Genomic DNA, 21,170 nt, shown 5'->3' with positions numbered 1-21,170 from the left:
GTTCTGTCAATGGTGAGACGAGTGCGCAAAATAGTGCCCAAAATACTGTATGCTGGGCGGTTGGTCTAATGTAGGCCAACTGCGAAGTAATTGAAAAATAAGATAAAGAGATGGTGCTGCAAGAGAGGATTGAACTCTCGACCTCTCCCTTACCAAGGGAGTGCTCTACCACTGAGCTACTGCAGCATTTCCGGGCGGACCCGCTGGCCATTTCCGGTGAGCCGGAAGGCCGTTCGTGACCGGCGTAGTGTGGCGCCGCGAACGGGTCGGCTTGTGCCATAGAAGGCCGGACATGGCAAGCGCTTATCGTGCTGTTTTTTCTGCGTGCCTGTGGACAGTTTGCCGGGAAGGGAAGGGAGGTGCCTTCCGGTGGCGGAAAGCATAAGGTATTCCTTGAAAAATCGAAACAGCAGGGATGGCGATGACCAGGCAGAACAAGCCGAACGGGCCTCAACCCGGCTCGCGCGAGGCGCGCCTTGCCGAGGCGCTGCGGCAGAATCTGAAGCGGCGCAAGGCGGCGGACCGCCAGCGCCGCGAGGCTGTGGCAGGGCCGCTCGAGGCAGAAGAAGATGTGGAAGCACCGGCCGGGCATAGCGGGGACGCGGTGCCGCAGGTGTGACGGCATGAGTTGAGTGTGTGCGGAAGTGGCGGGAAGCCACGGGTTCCGCATGCGGCTGCAAGGTGGAAGCAAGACAGGCAGGGCAGCGTACTGCGCTGCCTTGCCTCAGCCTTTATCCCGGTGTAGAGCCGGGCCAGTTTTCTATTTGCTGGCAGGCCTGAGACCTGCCCAATCAGGTGGTTCAATGGACAGCATCAAGATCATCGGCGGCGCGCAGCTCAATGGCGTCATCCCGATTTCCGGCGCCAAGAATGCGGCCCTGCCGCTGATGATTGCCTCGCTCCTGACGGACGAGACGCTGACGCTTGAAAACGTGCCGCGCCTGCGCGATGTGGCGCAACTGACGCATATCCTGTCGAACCACGGCGTGGACTATTCGGTCGATGGCAAGCGCACCGGCGTTGACGAGCTGCGCGGCCAGACGCTGCATCTGACGGCCCGTGCCATTGTGGACACGACCGCGCCCTACGAGCTGGTGTCGAAGATGCGTGCCAGTTTCTGGGTCATTGGCCCGCTGGTGGCGCGTATGGGCGTGGCCCGCGTGTCGCTGCCGGGCGGCTGCGCCATCGGCACGCGGCCGGTGGATTTCTTCATTGACGGCCTGAAGCAGCTGGGCGCCGAGATCGAGATCGAAGCGGGCTATGTGGTGGTCAATGCACGCAAGGGGCTGACCGGCGCGCATATCACCTTCCCGCGTGTCTCCGTGGGCGCCACCCACACGCTGATGATGGCGGCGACGCTGGCCAAGGGCGAGACCATTCTGGAAAACGCTGCCCGCGAGCCGGAAGTGGAAGACCTTGCCAACTGCCTGAAGGGCATGGGCGCCAAGATCGAAGGCGCCGGCACTTCCACCATCCGCATCGAGGGCGTGCCGCGCCTCAAGGGCCACCGCCATGCGGTGATTGCCGACCGCATCGAAACCGGCACCTATGCCATGGCAGTTGCCATGACGGGCGGCGATGTTGTGCTGCAGGGCGCGAGGCCTGAGCTTCTGGACGAGGCGCTGAACGTGCTGCGCCAGACCGGGGCGGACATCACGCAAGTGGAAGACGGCCTGCGCATCTACCGCAATGGCAATGGCATTGCGCCGGTGGACATCACCACAGAGCCGTTCCCGGGTTTCCCGACGGATCTTCAGGCCCAGTTCATGGCGCTTATGACGCGGGCGGGCGGCCAGAGCCGTATCACCGAGACTATTTTTGAGAACCGCTTCATGCATGTGCAGGAGCTGGCCCGCCTTGGCGCCCGCATCCGCATCGACGGCAAGACGGCGATTGTTGACGGCGTGGACAGCCTGCGCGGTGCTCCGGTGATGGCAACGGACCTGCGTGCCTCCGTGTCGCTGGTGATTGCCGGTCTTGCGGCTGAAGGCGAGACGAATGTAAGCCGCGTCTATCACCTCGACCGTGGCTTCGAGCGGTTGGAAGAAAAGCTTGGCCGCTGCGGCGCCATGATCGAGCGCATCTCGGCATAAACCTGGCATGCGGCAGGTGCTGGTTACTGCCTGCCGCATTGTCAAACGGCCCCGGACGCGCTAGGCAACGGATTGAAGGGGCGGGAGTTCTCCCGTCCTTTTTCAGAAGCTTTCCGGAGACAGAGCCGCCCATGGACCTGCTGAAACTTGCCGCCCTCGATGAGGAAGATCTGGCCGTGGTTTCCGCCCATGTGCAGGACGCGGTTTTGACTGTTGGCGATATCCGCTACCTGCCGAAGGAGCGCAAGGTGGTGGTCGCCATGAACCGCTTTGTCTGGGACAAGGCGGAGGACCGGCGCTCGCGCACCCATGAAAGGCGCCGTTCTGCGCTTGCCTTTGCCCGGGTGACGGCAATGCGCGCCGCCCATATCCGGCAGGAGGCGAAAGGTGCCATCCTGTCGCTGCTGGCCATCCGCTTCGAACAGGACGCGGAAGCCCCTTCCGGTACGGTACGGCTGGAATTTGCCGGTGGCGGTACGCTGGCGCTGGATGTGGAGTGCATCGAAGCGCAGTTGACGGATCTTGGCGCCGCCTGGGCGACCCCCAACAAACCGCACCATCAACTCGACTGAGATTTTCCGGCTGGCAGGCGCAGGTTTGCCAGCGATCAGCGGCGCGGAACCTTGCAGGGTGAGCCGGCGCCGCGAAATGGCCTTGCAAGGAGACAGACGTGGCAATCCGGCTTTCCACCGCAGATGCAGATTTCGAGACCCGGTTCAAGGACTTGCTCGCAGGCAAGCGCGAGGCGTCCGAGGATGTGGATCAGGTCGTCCGCGCCATTCTGGAAGATGTGCGTGCCCGCGGCGATGCGGCCGTCGTGGAGTATACGAACCGCTTCGACCGGGTGAGCGTTGGTTCCATCGCAGAGCTCAGGGTGACGGCTGAAGAGATCGAGGCTGCCGCTGCGGCGGTCGAGCCGGCAACGCTCGATGCGCTGAAACTGGCGCGTGACCGCATCCACTCGCATCATGCCCGCCAGATGCCGAAGGATGACCGCTACACGGACGCCCTCGGCGTCGAGCTTGGCTCACGCTGGACGGCGGTGGAGGCTGTTGGCCTGTATGTGCCCGGTGGCCTTGCCAGCTATCCCAGCTCCGTTCTCATGAATGCGGTGCCTGCGCTTGTCGCCGGGGTAGAGCGTATCGCCATGGTGGTGCCTGCGCCGGACGGGGTGCTGAACCCTCTGGTGCTGGCGGCAGCCAAAGTGGCGGGGATCACGGAAATCTACCGCATTGGCGGTGCGCAGGCTGTGGCCGCTCTTGCCTATGGCACGGATAGCATTGCGCCGGTGAGCAAGATCGTCGGCCCCGGCAATGCCTATGTGGCCGCCGCCAAGCGCCGCGTCTTCGGCACCGTGGGCATCGACATGATCGCTGGTCCTTCCGAAGTGCTGGTGGTGGCCGATGCGGACAACAATCCCGACTGGCTGGCCGCTGACCTGCTGGCGCAGGCAGAGCATGATCCGGTGGCCCAGTCGATCCTGATCACCGATGACGCAGCACTGGCCACTGCCGTGGAAGCGGCGGTGGAGCGCCAGCTGAAGACGCTGCCGCGCACTGAGGTGGCCTCGGCGAGCTGGCGCGATTTCGGCGCCGTGATCATGGTGAAGGATCTGGAAGAAGCCATTCCTCTGATCAACCGGCTGGCGCCGGAGCATCTGGAGCTGGCAGTGGAAGATCCTGAGGCGCTGCTGGGCCGCGTGCGCAACGCAGGTGCCGTGTTCCTTGGCCGTCACACGCCGGAGGCTATCGGTGATTATGTGGGTGGTTCCAACCATGTTCTGCCTACGGCACGTTCAGCCCGGTTCTCGTCTGGCCTGTCTGTGCTTGACTTTGTGAAGCGGACGTCGATCCTTAAGTGTGATGCGCAGAGCCTTCGTGCTCTTGGGCCCGCGGCAATTGCTCTGGGCGAGGCAGAAGGCCTCAGCGCACATGCAAGGTCTGTTTCCATCCGCCTCAATCTGGGTGCAGAATAAGGAAACGGCCCGAGGGAGGATCGCATATTGAGGGCTCTGACGGGGAAGGTGCGAGCCGTATGACCTTGATGGAAAGCAGTGCGTCCTCCGGCGCCGGAGATGGGTCCGGCGAAGATGCTTCCGGCCGTCTCATCGACGTCATTCTCGATGAGACGTCTATCGCCCGTGCTGGCCCTGACATCGAGCATGACCGGGCAGTCGCCATCTATGATCTGATCGAGGAAAACAGCTTCTGCCCCTGCGGGCATGATGGCGGCCGGTTTGTGCTGCGTCTGTCTGTCGTGGAGAAGAAGCTGGTGTTTCAGATCAGCCGTGAGGGTGGTGAGGATGTGGCTACCCACGTGCTGTCGCTGACGCCGCTGCGCCGTGTGGTCAAGGATTACGACCTGATCTGTGAGAGCTACTATCAGGCGATCCGCCATGCGACGCCCAGCCAGATCGAGGCGATCGACATGGGCCGCCGCGGTGTGCACAACGAGGGGGCAATGGTGTTGAAAGAGCGGCTTGAGGGCAAGGTGGACATTGACCAGCCCACAGCCCGCCGCCTTTTCACCCTTGTCTATGCCTTGCACTGGAAGGGCTGAGCAGCATGACCGGGCCGGGCTCCCGTCCGACTGCGGTCCTGTTTGCCTGCAGCATGAACGCTGTGCGTTCTCCCATGGCTGCAACGATCGCCCGCAGTCTGTTCCCTGGCCAGATCTATGTGCGCTCTGCTGGTGCGCGCAAGGGCGAGCGTGACCCGTTCGTGGATGCCGTTATGGCCGAGATCGGCATGGACGCCAGCAACCACCAGCCGAAGACGCTGGAGGATCTGGACGAATCCGGTTTTGACCTTGTGGTCACCCTTTCGCCGGAAGCCCACCACAAGGTTCTTGATCTCACGCGTGCAGATGCAGTGGATGTGGAATACTGGCCGACCATGGATCCGACCATCGTTTCGGGCAGCCGCGACCAGATTCTGGACGCCTACCGGGCGGTGCGCGATCAGCTCATGATGAAAATCAAGAAGCGGCTGGGCTGGACGCCGCCACCCAGCGGGTGATAGAGAGAAGCGAAAGAGCTGGGAAACTGCTGCGAAGCGGCCCTTTCCCGCCCTCACGCCTGAACCGGCAAGTCCGCATGACGGCCCGCCCGATGGAAAATCACCGGCGCGGAGATTGCCCTGTTCACTTTTTTGCTTTGATCCTATAGGTTCCGCGCACCTCAGGATCGGTTTAACCGGGATACCATATGGCTAAGGAAGAAGTTCTGGAGTTTCCGGGCGTCGTCACGGAACTGCTGCCCAACGCAACGTTCCGCGTGCGTCTTGAAAATGACCATGAAATCATTGCTCACACTGCAGGGCGTATGCGCAAGAACCGCATCCGTGTTCTGGCTGGCGACCGGGTTCTCGTCGAGATGACCCCGTATGACCTGACCAAGGGCCGCATCACCTACCGCTTCAAGTAAGCCGCTGTCCGGCCGGGAGCGAGACACATATGAGCGACACTGCTACCGTTCCCTTCGTTCTGGCCTCCGCTTCGCCGCGCCGTCTTGCTTTGCTGCAGCAAGCCGGCATCGAGCCGCAGCATCTCATCCCGGCTGATCTGGACGAGACTCCGCTGCGCGGAGAGACGCCGCGCGCTCTGGCAGTGCGTCTGGCGAAGGCCAAGGCCCGTCACGTGCGTGAGCAGCTGGCGGAAGATGCCGTGTTGTCGAAAGCCGTCATTCTGGCGGCTGACACGGTGGTCTGTGCCGGCCGCCGTATTCTGCCCAAGGCTGAGACGGTCGAGCAGGCAGAGGCTTGCCTTGGACTGCTCTCAGGCCGTGGCCACCGGGTGCTGACCGGACTTGCCGTGATTGCTCCGTCTGGCTCCGTGCGGACGAAGATCGTGGAGACCCGCGTGCGCTTCAAGAAGCTGTCGCGCCGGGAAGGCGACGATTATCTGGCGTCCGGCGAATGGCGTGGCAAGGCGGGTGGTTATGCCATCCAGGGCCTTGCGGGCACATTTGTGGTCAAGTTGACCGGCTCCTATCCCAATGTCGTTGGGCTGCCGCTCTATGAGACGGTCAACATGCTGGCTTCTGCCGGCCTGGATGTCCGCGCCCTGTGGCGCGATCCGCTGAAGCTGCCCGCGTGAGGGGGCCGCGATGACCTCAGCATCCGGCAATGCAGGGGACCAAGGCCGCCGCATGCGGCCATGCCCCATCTGCTCCAAGCTTTCCACCCAGGCAGACTACCCCTTCTGCAGCGAACGCTGCGCCAAGATCGACCTGCACCGGTGGATGGTTGAGGGTTACAGCATTCCCGCCGTCGAAAATGACGATGTTGATGACGGCTCGGAAGGTGGCGAAGGCCTTTGATTCCGGCCGGGACGGCCTGCCTCGTGAAATTCCGGGCAGGCTTGCTGAAAAAATCATCTTGTCCTGAAAAATTTTCCGCTGTCATAATCAGGCCTGCCTGTCACAAACGCTGTCATAGTTCAGCGGAAGGCGGGAGGGCTGGCCTGCCATCTTGCGCGCTGCTGCGAATAAAACTGTCGCAGAGCTGTGCTAGGGCGGCTGTGTAGAAAACGGAGGCCACAGCAGGCTTCCATCAGGCGAGGCGAACATGAAAAAGATGCTTCTTGGCGCAACCGCCCTTTTTGCCACGATGGCAATGGGGGCGGCACTGGCCGATTATTCGGTCACCATCCTGCATACCAACGACCTGCATAGCCGCATCGAGCAGATCAACAAGTCCGATTCTGGCTGCAGTGCCGAGGACGATGCCAAGGGCGCGTGCTTTGGCGGCGTGGCGCGCATCAAGACCAAGGTCGAGGAGCGCCGCAAGGCTCTGACGGATGCCGGCAAGAACGTGATTCTGCTGGACGCTGGCGATCAGTTCCAGGGCTCGCTCTTCTACACCACCTACAAGGGCAAGGCGGCTGCCGAGTTCATGAACATGATCGGCTATGACGTGATGGCCGTCGGAAACCATGAGTTTGATGACGGTCCGCAGGGCCTCGCTGACTTCCTCACGGAGGTCAAGTTCCCTGTCATTTCCGGAAATACCGATGTTTCCAACGAACCGCTGCTGAAGGACAAGGTTCCCGGCTCCGTGGTTATGGAAGTGGGTGGACAGAAGATCGGCATCGTCTCCGTTCTCGCCGAAGACACGGTGGAAACCTCTTCGCCGGGCAAGGGTGTGGCCTTTGCCAAGGCTGAAGACTACCTCAAGGGCGCCGTTGAAGAGCTTGAAGCGCAGGGCGTCAACAAGATCATCGCGCTTACCCATGTCGGCTATCTGCGTGACAAGGAGATCGCCGGTGCCGTTTCCGGCATCGACGCCATCGTCGGCGGCCACTCGCACACGCTGCTGTCCAACAGCGACGATAAGGCCGCAGGCCCTTACCCGACCGTTGTGGCCAATCCGGATGGCAAGGACGTCCCGGTGGTCACCGCCTATGCCTACAGCAAGTATCTGGGCGAGGTCGAGCTGACCTTCAACGACAACGGCGATCTGGTGTCGGCCAAGGGTGATCCCATCCTGTTGGATGCCTCCGTTAAGCCCGATGAGACTGTCGTTGCCCGCGTGGCCGAGCTTGCCAAGCCGCTGGAAGAGCTGAAGGCCAAGGTGATCGGTTCCACCACTGCTGCCATCGACGGATCACGCGAGACCTGCCGTGTTTCCGAGTGCCAGATGGGCAATCTGGTGACCGAAGCCATGCTTGACCGCGTCAAGGAGCAGGGCGTCGAGATCGTCATCCAGAACGGCGGCGGCCTGCGTGCCTCCATCGATTCGGGTGAAATCACCATGGGCGAGGTTCTGACTGTTCTGCCGTTCCAGAACACTCTGGCGACCTTCCAGCTCAAGGGCTCGGACGTTGTGGCTGCGCTTGAGAATGGCGTGTCCAAGGTCGAGGAAGGCGCAGGCCGCTTCCCCCAGGTCGCAGGTCTTCGCTACGAGTGGACCAAATCCAAGCCGGCAGGCGAGCGTATCCTCAAGGTTGAGGTGAAGAATGGCGAAGGCTGGGCTCCGATCGAGCCCGAGAAGGTCTATGGCGTTGCCACCAACAACTACATGCGTGGCGGTGGTGATGGTTATGCCGTCTTCGCCAAGGGCGGCATGAATGCCTATGACTTCGGTCCGGGTCTTGAGGAAGTTCTGGCCGGTTATATCGCCAAGAATGGCGGTGCCTACACCCCGTTCACGGATGGCCGCGTCACGGAAGTGCAGTAAAGGCCAGAGCTTCCGGTCAGGGCCGTCAGGTCCTGACCGCAGAGCCTGCCCCATGTGACTGTGCCGGACCGGTGCCGAACGCGCGTCTGGCGATGCACCCTGAAAAAGCCACGGGCTCAGAAATGGCGCGGAAATTCGATTTCCGTGCCATTTCTCTTTTTGCGTCAGGGATTTGCGTTTCACAAGGTGAGGTGTAGCCGCAGATCAACGCACGGTGGGATAAGTGCTCCAGGCGGTATTGCAGGTTTGCTCCGGCGGGACTCTCATGTATCTGTTCAAGCACGGGGCAATCTTAAAATCTGGTAAAGCGTGGGATGCCGGGGAACGTGACAAGTACAGGGGCAAATTCACAGCGGATGCAGACTTGCCGCACCGCCGGACGCAATGGCAGGACACGCCGGTTTGGCGGTCTTCTTGCTCTTGGTCTGGCGCTAGGCGCGGTCTCCTTAAATGGAGCGGCGCAGGCACAGCAGTTTCCCGCGGCAAACCTCGCAGCGCGCCAGCAGCAGCTTCTTGAGGCTACGCTGGCAGAGCCGCAAAATCTTGATATCGCCTTTGAATACGCGATGGTCTCGGCACAAATCGGCGACCACGAAGCGGCTATCGGGACGCTGGAACGCATGCTTGTCTATGCACCGGGCCTTCCGCGTGTGCAGCTGGAACTGGGCGTGCTTTACATGCGCCTCGGCGCCAAGGACATGGCGCGCAATTACTTTGAAAGCGCAATCTCTGGCGCCAATGTGCCGCCGGAAGTGACGAAGCGCGTGAATTACTTCCTTGCAGCGATTGAGGAGCAGGAAGCTCCGGCCAAGGTCAGTGGCCTGATCACTGCCGGAGTGCGCGGACAGAGCAATGCAAACGCAGCGCCTGAGAACCGCATCGTCAATCTTAACGGGACCGCCTTCACACTTGATGATGCGGGAACAGGCAAGGCGGACGTGAATGCGTTCCTGTCCGCAAACGTGCGCTTTTCCTACGATCTTGCCAGTCAGGGTGACCGGCTTGAGGCGGACCTGATTTTCTATGGTGCGCGCTACGGTGACATCAGCCGTCTTGATACGGAGATGGCAGAGATCACCTTCGGGCCGTCGTTCAATCTCGCCCGCTTCGGCCTGGATGACGCAAGGCTTGGGATCTACGGCATCGCCAATGGCATCCGCCTGGATGGCGCGAACTACAGCGGCGGCTTCGGTGCCGGTGCGCGGGTTGCCGTGAACCTGAGTGAGCGTGCAGGCATTCAGTCTCGCGTCGAGGTGCGCCAGAACTGGTTCAACGATACAGCGAAGCAGCCCAACCTCTCCGACAGGGCAGGCTATGCGGTGCGGTTGGCGTCCAGTTATCAGTACCGGCTGACGGAAACCTTCACGGCCCGGATAACGCTGCTTGGCGATGTGGTGACGGCGAACAAGGCTTACAAATCCAATACGGCTGGAGGCCTTGCCGTTGGCGGCACGTACCGCTTTGCCTCGCCTTTCAAGCTGTCAGCCGTGCCCTGGTCCGTGGATGTGGAGGGGGCTATCTGCACCGTGGTTACAATGAGCCGGACAGCCTGATCAATCGCAACAAGGCCCAGCGTGACAACGAGGGCTGGCTGCGCACGTCGCTGTTGATGCCGTTGGGTGAAGGCAAGATGGCTCTCGGGCTGACGGGCGAGCTGCGCCGCCAGCAATCCAATTATGACCTGAATGATTACACCAATGCATCGGGCATGCTGTCTGTCATGCGCCGGTTTTGAGGTTTGAAGCCATGATCAGCCACCTCCGCGTTGCGCGCTCTCTTGCTGTTGCTGCGAGTTTTCTGCCTGCTCTGCTGGCGACCACCGCGATGGCCTCGACAGAGGTTGGCGTTGCTACGGCTGTCAATCCGCATGCGCAAGGAACTGCGCCGGGTGCTGGTTTGCGCACCATCATGCTCGGCAACAACATCTATCACAAGGAACGCATCAAGACCGGCGGCTCGGGATTGGTGCAGGTGTTGTTTGTCGATGGGTCAACCTTCACCGTCGGGGCCAATTCGGACCTGGTGATTGACGAATTTGTCTTTGATCCGGAAGCCGGCACAGGGAAGCTGGTGGCCAGCATGGGCAAGGGCGTCGCCAGGTTTGTTGGCGGCAAGCTCTCGAAAAACAAGGGCGGAGTAAATGTCCGCACGCCGGTCGGCACCATCGGCATCCGGGGAGGCATTGCCAATCTCGAGGTGCGTGAGGACGGCGGCACTTTCTCGCTTGTTTTCGGCAGGGAGCTGACGTTCAGCGGTCCTAACGGCACCAGGCAGCGGATCTATGAGCCCGGATACACCATGGTTGTCGGGGCGCGCGGAAGCAGCCAGCCAGAAATACGCCCGACCACCCAGGCGGATCTTGGGTCTCTGCAGCAATCCCTGACCAGCCGGCCGGGGCAGAATGGCGGCGCACCGCGTCCTCCTACCAACGAGGCGGTGGCCCAAAGCGGTATCACTTCTGTTAATTCGAACCTTGCCGTGATTAACACTTTGCCGCCACCGAAGCCGGAGGTGGTTGTGGCGACGGCATTGCCTGACGTCGAGAACGAGATCGAGAAGACGCCGGATCCGCAGCCGCAACAAACGGCACAACCCGCGCCTCAACCTCAACCAGAGCCTCAGCCTCAGCCAGAACCCCAGCCTCAGCCGGAGCCTGAGCCAGAGCCTCAACCAGAACCCCGGACTGTCACTTTGCGGGCACTGAGCGGAGGCAGTGATCTCGAGCTGCCTGGCTTGGCTGGTATCCTTTTCAACCCGGGACGCCAGGGCATTCTTGGCCGGACCGCGGATGCCATAGACGAAGAGTTCACGGTCACGCTGCCAGAGGCAGGTGTTTCCCCGGGGGCCTATTCCTCGGCCGATGGCGATCCTTTCCTGACCAGCAAGGTCGGTGGGCAAACGATCACGGTTGGCATTCCCTCAGCTTCGGGCCTGTCCTATTTCCAGTCGGTAATGACGGACACGGGCATCCATATGGGGCAGTTCAGCCAGTCCGGCATTCCGTCCTGGCTGACGGTCGACGCTTCGGAAGATGGTGACATTGAAGCAAACGGGCGCGGTATCTTTTACCGGGGCAGCGACGGCTTCATTGCGCTGCTTTATCAGAATGCTCAGACAGCAGGGGACTCGCCGGTCTTTGAGAGCGACTTCTCCGATGCAATTCTTGCATTCGGTGGAAAGCCAGGTTCCTTTGACGTGATGAACCAGTCCCGCCTGCGGACCTACACGCTTACGGCGGATCTCCAGCAGCTTCTCTCGCTGGGGACAGCAAGTGCGGATGGAAGTGTCATTCCCGCCAATACCGGTGCTCTCTTCCTGAACCCGCTCGTGGCAGCGGATCTGGGCACCACATTCCTCGATGGCGTTGCCAACTCCGGCCTTCTGGTTCTGGAAGGGGGCTCGGACCTGAACGATGAGCCACCGCTGGCACTGGCCGCATCCTTCTCGATTCAGGGCGTGTCCTCGACACAGCAGTCAGCCATTTCCTTTTCCTTGGTGGCATCAAGGATGACGGCTCGGGCGAGTTTGCTCTGTCGGGCGCGCGGCGCGGCGGATACAAGTCTGTCAGCCTTGATGCTACGGGGAGTTTTTCCGGCAAGATCGGGTCTCTGGCAGGGGCTGATGGCACCTATGCCTTCGGCAGCAATGCGGAGAACTTCATCCTCAGCAGCAACGTCAGCCCGGCACAGAACGCTGACAGCTATGTGGTGCAGCCGCCGTCCAGCCAGTTGAAAGACCACTACAGCGCCACCACTCATGTCGCCGACCTGTCGTCCACCGTGGCAGGTTCCACCTTGCTTGGCAGCACGCGCAACATGTCCGGCTTCGCCGCGGGCATGGTGCAGACGAGCAATGCTGGAACCCTCGTGGTGACGCCTTATGCCTCGACTGGCAGCTTCGGCAATTCGGTCAAGTTTGACGTGGACAGCCGGTCCGTGTCGGCATCCTTTGTGCTCAAAGACGAGAACTACACAGGCGGCGGCTCCCAGCCCAGCATGAAGGTGTCCTTTGGCAACAGCGCCTCCGCGCCCGAGAGTGAGCGTGCTTCGGTTTTCATCGACAATGACCGCTATGCGGCGATCGAGACCAATGAAAGCCTGGGCAACAGCCTGCGCGATGACGGGGGCGTCAGCAAAGATGCCGACGCCAAGAGCTACTTCATTGCCAATACGCTGGTGGATGGGGCTGACAGCGCTATCTTCGCCGGCGTGACAACCAAGTGCACCTGTGCCTTCCTGGAATGGGGCTACTGGGGCACGCATTTCTCAATCGACAACCCTTCACCGGCACCGGATGAACAGGCGCAGGTGCATCTGGGCACCTGGGCAGCAGGGCGCATTCTTGGTCCGAACGACCTGCCGAGCAGCGGCAGCGCCAGCTATGTTGGCCATGCGGTCGGCAGCGTGGTGAATGGTGGCGGGCAATATATGGCCGCTGGCAATTTCAACATGAGCGTTGATTTTGGCACCCGTACCGGCACTGCAACCATAAGCAACTTTGATGGCCGGACCTTCGGATCCAACATTTCGCAGGTCAGTCCTTTCGCGGATCAGAACCTCTTCAGCGGGACTGTGTCTGATGGCGGCACGATGAGCGGTAACTTGAATGCCGCTTTGGTGCAGGGGCCGAACAGCAATTTTGACGGCGTCGTCGGGAGCTTCTCGGCAGTCGATGGCGCATGGATGGCGACCGGCGTGGCCGTTGGCGAACGGCTGCCCTGAAGCATTTCTGAAGGCTGTTCCGGTTAGCCGCCGGGACAGCCTGCAATGCACGGCCTGGCGCTTGTCCACAGGCGGAACCTGGCTCTGAAGTGGTTGAAACCATAAAGAAAAGCCAAACTTGAAATGCGCTCGAAAAATAATGCCGCAAGCCTGCGAAAAGTTTTGCCGGGGCGCTGGACAAGGCCTGAGTGATCTCCTATAAGACCCCCACTTCCGGCGGACACGCCACACGAAGTCAGGCCCAGATAGCTCAGTTGGTAGAGCAGCGGATTGAAAATCCGCGTGTCGCTGGTTCGATTCCGGCTCTGGGCACCACTTCTCTTCTCCCTTTGAAAATAAAAGAACGGTAGCTGTGCGCTGCGCACTTTTTGCTGTATTGCGCCAGCGGTTGCTTGCAACGCTCACGGCAGGCCGTGAGTGTTGAAATCTGTCTCGCGCTCTTCACACGCGCCGTCCCGGCCTTTGTGCCGGGACCCGTCAGGGACGGGTTGCAGGTGAGAGGGGATGACCGCTGTAGAGCTGGGATTTGAGCCGGCGCTATGGCTTTGTTTCAGCTGCCGTGCGTCAATAACAGGTCCCGGCGCGGGGCCGGGACGGTGCGGAGAGTGTTGTGACGCCCGCGCAATAGATGGCTCGCAGAACGCGCTAAGCTCTTGCGGAGCTTAAGCATTCAAAGGCGTGCCGCTTCAGAACCGCGAGGCTTGCATGAGCCCGCCTCTTTACTCCTTCAGCCCCGTCTCCTTCGCCAGCAGCAACGCCTCGGAAAGCGTTGCCAGGTCGCCGATGTGGTTCATCAGGATGAGGATCAGGCGGGCGTTGAAGGCGTGGCTTTCGTCTTCCGTCAGGCCTTCGTGGGCGGTGAGAAGGCTGGCGTAGGCGTCGTCCGGGTTGGGCAGGTTCGGGGCTGTGATCAGCATGGTTCATCTATCCCGGCTGCCGCCAGGGGCGGGCAGCCTGTCAGGGGTGGTTGTTCACTTCGCATAAGTGCCTCGCGCAAGGCGCACTAAGCCAGGCAGAGGGCGTGGGCGAGGGCGATGGACACTTCGCTCGCGTCAAAGCTCTCCCAGCGGGCAGCGGTGTGCTGGTCCGGCCGCACCAGGTAAACGGCGGAGGCGGCATGCCCGAGATAGCGCTCGCGTAGCGGCTCGTTCCCTTCCGGCGAAAGTTGCAGGCAGGGCAGGGTGAGGCCGTGGGCGGTGAAGCTTTCGGGCGCATCCGTGCCGATTGCCAGCAGATGGAAGCCGCCGCCAAGCCGCGCCAGAAGCCAGTCTTCCGCGCCCGGCTGACCTCCCAGAGGTACATCCAGAAGCGGAGCGCCGGGCCTGGTGCGGGGCGGCATCGCCGGATGATCCGGCCCATTGAGCGGCAGCCCGTCATAAACGCAAGGCACGGACAGGCGCCCTGAATTGACGATGCTGCGGGCAAAGGGGCCTTGGCGGCGAGATCCAGCACCGCATTACGGAACATGCGCGACATGCCGCTTTTCGGGGTGATGAAATCGGTCGAGCGCGTCGAGTTGCGAATGTTCTCATCCGCCCCGTGGATGCGCTCTGCGCAATAGCTGTCGATCAGCGCTTCGGGGGCGATGCCCTTCACCACCAGCGCCAGCTTCCAGGCCAGATTATCCGCATCCTGAATGCCAGAATTCGCCCCGCGTGCGCCGAAGGGGAAACCTGATGGGCGGAATCTCCGGCAAAGAGCACCCGGCCCTTGCGGAAGGTCTCCATGCGGCGGCACTGGAAGGTGTAGATTGAAGTCCAAACCAGCTCGTAGTCCGCGCTTTCGCCCAGCATGGCATCCACGCGCGCGCGCACGCGCTCCGGCTCCAGTTCGCGCTTGCGGTCGATGTTCCAGCCCAGTTGGAAGTCGATGCGCCACACGCCGTCCGGCTGCTTGTGCAGCAGGGCGCTGTCGCCGGACTTGAAATGCGGCTCGAACCAGAACCAGCGCTCGGTCGGGAAATCCGCATTCATCCGCACATCGGCAATCAGGAAGTTGTCCTCGAACACCCGCCCCTCAAAGCCCAGCCCCAGCATGGAGCGCAGCGGCGAGCGGGCGCCGTCGCAGGCGATCACCCACTCTGCTTCAAGCTGATAGGGGCCGTCCGGGGTCGAGATGTCGAGGCGGGCGCCGTTGCTGGTCTGCGCCAGCGCCTCCACCTTGTTGCGGCCCCGGATTTCGATGGGCGCACCTTCCGCGATGGCCGCAAGAATGCGGTCATGCAGGAATTTCTCGAAATAGGGCTGCTGCAGGTTGATGAAGGCGGGGAACTCGTGCCCGCCTTCCGGCAGCAGGTTGAACTCGTAGAGCAGGCGGTCATCGCGGAAGACCTTGCCCTTGTTCCACTGCACGCCCTTGTCCAGCATGGGCCTGGCCGCGCCAAGGCGGGCGCAGATTTCCAGCGTGCGCTTGGCAAAGCAGATGGCGCGGCTGCCTTCGCCAACGCCTTCCTGATCATCCAGCACCAGAACCTGAACGCCCTTGAGCCCGAGGTCGAGCGCGGTGGCAAGCCCTACAGGACCGCCACCGACGACGATCACCGTATGGCGGGCGGGGACCGGCTGGTCCTGATCGGCCGAGCGTGCATAGGGGTAAAGCGCGAAGGCAAGGGCGCGGTCACCAGCCTTGCTGGCTGGTGCTGGTGCAATTGCGGCGGGTCTGTCCACGAGGTCTCCTCCCTCTTGTCCCGTTTTCTGTGCGAGGCACTGCAGGGCTGGTTCAGCCTTGCAGTGCGGCCCACATCTCGAGGTCTCGGGCCGCGGTCCAGATGCGCGGGTGGCTGATGCCGCGGGCCTCGTCATAGGCGCGGGCAACGTTGAAGGGCAGGCAGTGCTCGTAAATGGCGTAGTCCTTGAACTTCGGATCACATTCGGCGCGCACCGCGTCCCAGGCTTCCTTCAGGGTGCCGTTGCGGGCGGCAACCCGTGCCACCGGGCGGAAGGTGCTCTCCACGAAGTCGCGGGTGCGGTCCAGCGCTGCGTTGACTGCATCACGGCCCAGAACAGCATCGCCGCGTCCCGGCGCAATGGCATCAAGGTCAAAGGCACGGATGGCTTCCAGCGTCGGGCCCCATTCGCGGAAATGGCCGTCACCGCAATAGCAGGCAGCATGGGCCTCAACGATATCGCCGGTGAACATGACGTTCTGGTCCGGCACGTGGATCACGATGTCGCCTGCCGTGTGGGCGCGGCCAAGGTGCATCAGGTCTACCCGGCGTTTGCCGAGGAAAACGGTCATCCGGTCGCTGAAGGTGGTGGTGGGCCAGGTGAGGCCGGGGATGCTTTCATGGCCCTGGAACAGGCGCGGGAAGCGCTGGAATTCGCTGTCCCAGTCCTCCTGGCCGCGTTCGGCCACCATGGCGCGGGCCGTTTCGCCCATGATCACCTGCTGCGCCTTGAAGGCAGAGGCGCCCAAAACGCGCACGGCGTGGTAGTGGGTCAGTGCCACATGGGTGATCGGCTTGTCGGTGACGCTGCGTACGCAGTCGATCACCTTCTGCGCAAGGCGCGGGGTGGCCTGCGCCTCGACGATCATCACGCTGTCATCACCGATGATGACGCCGGAGTTGGGATCGCCCTCGGCGGTGAAGGCGTAAAGGCCTTCGCCGACTTCGGTAAAGCTGATGGTCTTTTCGGTGAGGTCGCCCTGCGAGGCAAATTTCTTGCTCATGGATATTGTCCGTCCGTAAATCTGTTTCAGGTGTTTCGCTCTACCGTCTGCTCGATGGCGCCGAAGATGGAATGGCCCGTACCATCCAGCATCTCGATGCGCACCGTGTCGCCAAAGCGCAGGAAGGGCGTCTTGGCGGCGCCGGTGTTGATGGTTTCGATCATGCGGATCTCGGCAATGCAGGAGTAGCCTGCGCCGCCCTCGCTCACCGGCTTGCCGGGGCCGCCGTCCAGCTTGTTGGAAACCGTGCCGGAGCCGATGATGGAACCGGCGGCCAGTGGCCGGGTCTTGGCCGCATGGGCGATGAGCTGCGGGAAATCGAAGGTCATGTCGATGCCGGCATTGGCGCGGCCAAAGGGCTTGCCGTTGAGGTCCACCTTCAGCGGCAGATGCAGCCGCCCGCCATCCCAGGCATCGCCCAGTTCGTCCGGCGTCACGGCAACGGGCGAGAAGGCAGAGGACGGCTTGGACTGGAAGAAGCCGAAGCCCTTGGCCAGTTCCGCCGGAATGAGCCCGCGCAGCGACACGTCATTGACCAGCATGATGAGGCGGATGGCCGCCCGCGCTTCGTCAACGCTTGCCCCCATCGGCACGTCATCAACGATGACGGCCACTTCGCCCTCCATGTCGATGCCATAGGCTTCATCAGCCATGCGGATGGGATCGCGTGGGGAGAGGAAGCTGTCAGAGCCGCCCTGATACATCAGTGGATCGGTCCAGAAGGTTTCCGGCATCTCCGCGCCGCGCGCCTTGCGCACCAGCTCCACGTGATTGACGTAGGCTGAGCCATCCGCCCACTGATAGGCGCGTGGAAGCGGCGAATGGGCGTCATGCTCGTGAAAGCGCATGGAGGGCACGGCATCGTGCTCCAGGCTTTCGGCCAGCACGGCCAGCTTGGGTGTGAGCGCTGCCCAATTGTCCAGCGCGGCCTGCAGGGTGGGGGCAATGTGGGTGGCTTCGGTGCAACGGGTCAAGCTCTTGTTGACCAGCACAAGCCGTCCGTCACGGCTGCCGTCCTTCAGCGTGGCAAGTTTCATGGTGTTTTCCCGAAAACTGATGTGAGAGGGCGGCAGGCTCCCCGGCACGCCGCTGCCCCGTGTGATGTTTGGTGCTGAGCGGCCGGTGCCGCTCACTTCACGCCGGGCGTGCCGTCGAACTTCTTTTCGAGGCTGTCCCAGCAGTCGATGTAATCATCCTGCAAGGGCGCAGAGGTAGCTGCCCACTCGGTCAGGTGCTGCGGGAAGCGGGTCTCAAACATGAAGCTCATGGTCTCGTCCAGCTTTTCCGGCTGCAGTTCCGCGTTGGACGCGCCCTCGAAGGCGTTGCGGTCCGGCCCATGCGGCAGCATGCAATTGTGCAGGCTCATGCCGCCGGGCACGAAGCCCTTCGGCTTGGCATCATAGATGCCGTAAATGTTGCCCATCAGCTCGGACATGATGTTCTTGTGGTACCAGGGCGGGCGGAACGAGTGCTCGGCCACCATCCAGCGCTCGCGGAACAGCACGAAGTCGATATTGGCGGTGCCTTCCACGCCTGACGGGGCGGTCAGCACGGTGAAGATCGACGGGTCCGGATGGTCGAAGAGAATGGCTCCGACCGGCGAGTAGGTGCGAAGATCATATTTACAGGGCGCGTAATTGCCGTGCCAGGCCACCACATCCAGCGGGGAATGGCCGATTTTCGTCTCGTGGAACTGGCCGCACCACTTGATGATGACGGTGGACGGCACCTCCCTGTCCTCGAAGGCGGCAACCGGCGTCTTGAAATCGCGCGGGTTGGCGAGGCAGTTCGCGCCGATGGGGCCACGGTTCGGCAGGTCGAACTTCTGGCCGTAGTTCTCGCAGACAAAGCCGCGGCAAGGGCCTTCCAGCACTTCCACCCGGTAGACAAGCCCGCGTGGCAGGATGGCGATTTCCTTGGGCTCCAGATCAATGATGCCCAGCTCCGTGCAGAAGCGCAGGCGGCCTTCCTGCGGCACCACCAGAAGCTCGCTGTCGGCGGAGAAGAAGTACTCGTCCACCATGGAACGGGTGACCAAATAGATGTGGCTGGCCATGCCGGTCTGGGTGTTGACGTCGCCCGCTGTTGTCGCTGTGCGCATGCCGGTGACCCAGGTCAGCGACTCATCCGCGTGGGGCACTGGGTCCCAGCGGTACTGGCCGAGGCTGATCACGTCATCAACGATGTTGGGAGCGCTCTTCCAGAAAGGCACGTCAATCTTCGTGAAGCGGGTGGTGTGCTTCACCGACGGGCGGATGCGGTAGCACCAGGTGCGCTCGTTCTGGCCACGGGGGCGGTGAAGGCGGTGCCGGAAAGCTGCTCGGCATAAAGGCCGTAGTTGCACTTCTGCGGCGAGTTCTGCCCCTGTGGCAGGGCGCCGGGCAGGGCCTCCGTCTCGAAGTCATTGCCAAAGCCGGGCATGTAGCCCTCAATCGTGCCGTTGACCGTGGCGGCGCGAACCATGCCTGTGGGCAGGGCGTGCGTTGTCATGATGTCCTCCTCTTGCCGGCTCCCCAGGCCGTTGCCTGCGATAATAGTTGCAAGTGCAACCAAGTCAAGAGAGGATGACAGGAGAGGGCACTCATGGCAGTTTGCGCGCCCGAAGCAGCCCCATGAAGCAGGCATGCGGCGCGGAAGATGGGGTGACGATGACAGGCAAGGCAGGTGGTTTCGATCTGGAGGCGTTTCTGCCTTATCTGCTCAATCAGGCGGCAGAGGCGACCAGCCGTTCCTTTCAGGCGGTCTACCGGGATGACTTCGGCCTGACGCGCACCCAGTGGCGGGTGATGGCCAATCTCGGCAAGTTTGGCTCGATGACAGCGCGGGATATCTGCACCATCTCCCACATCGAGAAAACGAAGGTCAGCCGCGCCGTCGCCGGGCTGGAAGCGGATGGCTACCTGCAACGGCAGAAGGCGCCGCAGGACCGGCGGGCGGAGATACTGTCGCTTACACCCAAGGGCCGGGACGTGTTTCAGCGGCTTGGCGAACGGGCGATGGCCTATGACCGGGATCTCCGGGCAGGGCTGGGGCCGGATGTCGCTGCTGCACTGGAAGAGTTTCTCCGGCGGCTTATCCGCGAGGGTCGGGATATGCCGCCGGACGAGGATGCGGATTCGGGCGCCTGAAGGCAGCTAATTGATAGATTTGACAGGTTAAGTGGCCTCCGTGACCACCCGGATTTCATCTGGTCAGACCACGGGTGGCGAAATTTTAAGCGGCAACAGATCCGGTTGTGTCTGAAAAGCCGCGATGCCTCTGGTCGCATTGCCAATCGTGTGTCAGCTAAGTGTCTGACTAGAAAAAGAAAAGTATGCCCTGCCTGCTTCTGTTGCGCTCCAGTGCTGAAACGGGAAGCAGCTTAAAAACTTGCTTGCCTGCTGTGCAGCCCCGCGTCACTCTGTTTTCACAAACTGGGAAAACCAGAGGGGAACAGCATGCGTCGTCTGATGGGTTTTGCGATGGGTCTGGCGCTGTCGGCGTCTTCGGCTCTCGCAGCAACGGATGTGAAATTCACGCTCGACTGGAAGTTCGAGGGCCCGGCGGCTCCGTTCTTCATTGCGCTGGACAAGGGCTATTTCGCGGAAGAAGGGCTCAATGTCACCATCGACACGGGGGCAGGCTCGCGCGAGTCGATCCCGCGTGTGGCAACCGGGGCCTATGAGTTTGGCTTTGGTGATATCAACGCCCTGATCAAGCTGCTGGACGAGCAGCCGGATCTGAAAGCCAAGGCCGTGCTGATGGCCTATGAGCGCCCGCCCTTTGCCATCATCGGCCGCAAGAGCCTCGGCATCACCGAAGACCCGAAGTCGCTGGAAGGCAAAAAGCTGGGGGCGCCACCGCCGGATGCCGCCTTCGGCCAGTGGCCTGCCTTCGCGGAAGTGGCCGGTCTTGATACGTCGAAGATCACCATCGAGAATGTCGGCTTTCCGGTGCGCGAGCCCATGCTGGCGCAGGGACAGGTGGATGCCATCTTCGGCTTCTCTTTCTCGTCCGTCCTGAACCTGAAAGCGCAGGGCATCGCTGACGACGAGATCGTTACCATTCTGATGGCTGAGAATGGTCTCGATCTTTACGGCAACGTGGTGATGGTGAACACGGACTTCGCTGCGGCCAATCCCGAAGCCGTGAAGGGCTTCGTGAAGGCGCTGACCAAGGGATACCTCGACGCCATTGCCGATCCGGCTGCCGCCATCCCCTATGTGATGAAGCGCAACGAAGTGCTGGACGCTGATGTTGAGACCGAACGCCTGAAGATGGCTGTCGAGCAGGCCATTGCCACCCCGGCGGTGAAAGCCAATGGTTTTGGCGGTGTGGATATGGCCAAGCTGACCAAGAGCATGGACTACCTCAAGACCTCCATGGGCGTCAGCGCCAACCCGCCAGCAGCTGAAAAGGTCTTTGACCCCTCCTATCTGCCGCCTGTTGAAGAGCGGATGGTCAAGTAAGTCCGGGAAAATCTCCTCCCGGTTGGCCGCTGGCCGCCGGGAGGGCTTCTGTCTGTGAGAACA

At 61.9% G+C, this 21,170-nt stretch carries 18 protein-coding genes, 2 tRNA genes and 2 pseudogenes; 16 read left to right on the top strand and 6 right to left on the bottom strand.

What is annotated here, in order from left to right:
* Positions 1 to 111: 111 nt before the first annotated feature.
* Positions 112 to 186 (bottom strand) — tRNA-Thr (locus tag ACQB61_RS13410).
* A 235-nt stretch (positions 187 to 421) separates the two neighbouring features.
* On the opposite strand from ACQB61_RS13410, the gene ACQB61_RS13405 reads away from it, so the two are divergent.
* The 14 genes from ACQB61_RS13405 to ACQB61_RS13340 all read left to right on the top strand — a co-directional run bounded on the left by ACQB61_RS13405 (position 422) and on the right by ACQB61_RS13340 (position 13,305).
* Positions 422 to 619, top strand: a complete 198-nt coding sequence (locus ACQB61_RS13405) for a hypothetical protein (protein ID WP_430513019.1) — start codon at positions 422 to 424, stop codon at positions 617 to 619.
* A 184-nt stretch (positions 620 to 803) separates the two neighbouring features.
* Positions 804 to 2,093, top strand: a complete 1,290-nt coding sequence (gene murA, locus ACQB61_RS13400) for a UDP-N-acetylglucosamine 1-carboxyvinyltransferase (protein WP_430513018.1) — start codon at positions 804 to 806, stop codon at positions 2,091 to 2,093.
* Positions 2,094 to 2,224: 131 nt separating this feature from the next.
* On the top strand, positions 2,225 to 2,665 hold the full coding sequence (locus ACQB61_RS13395; RefSeq protein ID WP_430513017.1) for a DUF2948 family protein: 441 nt from the start codon (positions 2,225 to 2,227) through the stop codon (positions 2,663 to 2,665).
* Between the two features lie 98 nt (positions 2,666 to 2,763).
* Positions 2,764 to 4,068, top strand: coding sequence for a histidinol dehydrogenase (gene hisD, locus ACQB61_RS13390; protein ID WP_430513016.1), 1,305 nt, complete (start codon positions 2,764 to 2,766; stop codon positions 4,066 to 4,068).
* A 68-nt stretch (positions 4,069 to 4,136) separates the two neighbouring features.
* On the top strand, positions 4,137 to 4,652 hold the full coding sequence (locus ACQB61_RS13385; protein ID WP_430514371.1) for a UPF0262 family protein: 516 nt from the start codon (positions 4,137 to 4,139) through the stop codon (positions 4,650 to 4,652).
* 5 nt (positions 4,653 to 4,657) lie between these two features.
* The gene (locus ACQB61_RS13380) at positions 4,658 to 5,110 is read left to right on the top strand and encodes a low molecular weight phosphatase family protein (protein WP_430513015.1); all 453 of its coding nucleotides are present in this window, start codon (positions 4,658 to 4,660) and stop codon (positions 5,108 to 5,110) included.
* Between the two features lie 188 nt (positions 5,111 to 5,298).
* The gene (gene infA / locus ACQB61_RS13375) at positions 5,299 to 5,517 is read left to right on the top strand and encodes a translation initiation factor IF-1 (RefSeq protein ID WP_019962913.1); all 219 of its coding nucleotides are present in this window, start codon (positions 5,299 to 5,301) and stop codon (positions 5,515 to 5,517) included.
* A 29-nt stretch (positions 5,518 to 5,546) separates the two neighbouring features.
* Entirely contained in the window at positions 5,547 to 6,188 is a 642-nt protein-coding gene (locus ACQB61_RS13370; protein ID WP_430513014.1) for a Maf family nucleotide pyrophosphatase, read from the top strand.
* A 10-nt stretch (positions 6,189 to 6,198) separates the two neighbouring features.
* Entirely contained in the window at positions 6,199 to 6,411 is a 213-nt protein-coding gene (gene yacG, locus ACQB61_RS13365; RefSeq protein WP_430513013.1) for a DNA gyrase inhibitor YacG, read from the top strand.
* A gap of 247 nt (positions 6,412 to 6,658) precedes the next feature.
* The gene (locus tag ACQB61_RS13360) at positions 6,659 to 8,269 is read left to right on the top strand and encodes a bifunctional metallophosphatase/5'-nucleotidase (RefSeq protein ID WP_430513012.1); all 1,611 of its coding nucleotides are present in this window, start codon (positions 6,659 to 6,661) and stop codon (positions 8,267 to 8,269) included.
* Between the two features lie 326 nt (positions 8,270 to 8,595).
* A complete protein-coding gene (locus ACQB61_RS13355) occupies positions 8,596 to 9,822 on the top strand; it encodes a tetratricopeptide repeat protein (protein ID WP_430513011.1) in 1,227 nt (408 codons plus the stop codon).
* 193 nt (positions 9,823 to 10,015) lie between these two features.
* Positions 10,016 to 12,001, top strand: a complete 1,986-nt coding sequence (locus ACQB61_RS13350) for a FecR family protein (RefSeq protein ID WP_430513010.1) — start codon at positions 10,016 to 10,018, stop codon at positions 11,999 to 12,001.
* Positions 11,974 to 12,990 (top strand): hypothetical protein, encoded by a 1,017-nt coding sequence (locus ACQB61_RS13345; protein ID WP_430513009.1) that lies wholly within the window; start codon positions 11,974 to 11,976, stop codon positions 12,988 to 12,990. The genes ACQB61_RS13350 and ACQB61_RS13345 overlap by 28 nt, the downstream gene beginning before the upstream one ends.
* Positions 12,991 to 13,229: 239 nt before the next feature.
* Positions 13,230 to 13,305, top strand: a tRNA-Phe gene (locus tag ACQB61_RS13340).
* A gap of 404 nt (positions 13,306 to 13,709) precedes the next feature.
* Here ACQB61_RS13340 and ACQB61_RS13335 read toward each other — a convergent pair.
* From ACQB61_RS13335 to hmgA, 5 genes and pseudogenes are all read right to left on the bottom strand, one after another.
* Positions 13,710 to 13,907, bottom strand: coding sequence for a DUF2783 domain-containing protein (locus ACQB61_RS13335; RefSeq protein ID WP_430513008.1), 198 nt, complete (start codon positions 13,905 to 13,907; stop codon positions 13,710 to 13,712).
* A gap of 86 nt (positions 13,908 to 13,993) precedes the next feature.
* Positions 13,994 to 15,638, bottom strand: a pseudogene (locus ACQB61_RS13330) (FAD-dependent oxidoreductase).
* Between the two features lie 70 nt (positions 15,639 to 15,708).
* Positions 15,709 to 16,659: an MBL fold metallo-hydrolase gene (locus ACQB61_RS13325; protein ID WP_430513007.1), complete on the bottom strand. Its 951-nt coding sequence runs from the start codon at positions 16,657 to 16,659 to the stop codon at positions 15,709 to 15,711.
* Positions 16,660 to 16,685: 26 nt separating this feature from the next.
* On the bottom strand, positions 16,686 to 17,696 hold the full coding sequence (locus ACQB61_RS13320) for a fumarylacetoacetate hydrolase family protein (RefSeq protein WP_430513006.1): 1,011 nt from the start codon (positions 17,694 to 17,696) through the stop codon (positions 16,686 to 16,688).
* 92 nt (positions 17,697 to 17,788) lie between these two features.
* A pseudogene (gene hmgA / locus ACQB61_RS13315) lies at positions 17,789 to 19,122 on the bottom strand (homogentisate 1,2-dioxygenase).
* Positions 19,123 to 19,271: 149 nt separating this feature from the next.
* Here hmgA and ACQB61_RS13310 point away from each other — a divergent pair.
* Both ACQB61_RS13310 and ACQB61_RS13305 read left to right on the top strand, forming a co-directional pair.
* Positions 19,272 to 19,787, top strand: coding sequence for a MarR family winged helix-turn-helix transcriptional regulator (locus tag ACQB61_RS13310; protein ID WP_430513005.1), 516 nt, complete (start codon positions 19,272 to 19,274; stop codon positions 19,785 to 19,787).
* A gap of 309 nt (positions 19,788 to 20,096) precedes the next feature.
* The gene (locus ACQB61_RS13305) at positions 20,097 to 21,107 is read left to right on the top strand and encodes an ABC transporter substrate-binding protein (RefSeq protein ID WP_430513004.1); all 1,011 of its coding nucleotides are present in this window, start codon (positions 20,097 to 20,099) and stop codon (positions 21,105 to 21,107) included.
* Positions 21,108 to 21,170 lie beyond the last annotated feature (63 nt).

The organism is Pannonibacter phragmitetus (assembly GCF_050510895.1).
GTDB classification, from domain to species: Bacteria; Pseudomonadota; Alphaproteobacteria; order Rhizobiales; family Stappiaceae; genus Pannonibacter; species Pannonibacter phragmitetus_B.
The sequence above is the reverse complement of the archived record's forward strand: the minus strand, read 5'-3'. Positions and strand labels throughout refer to the sequence as shown.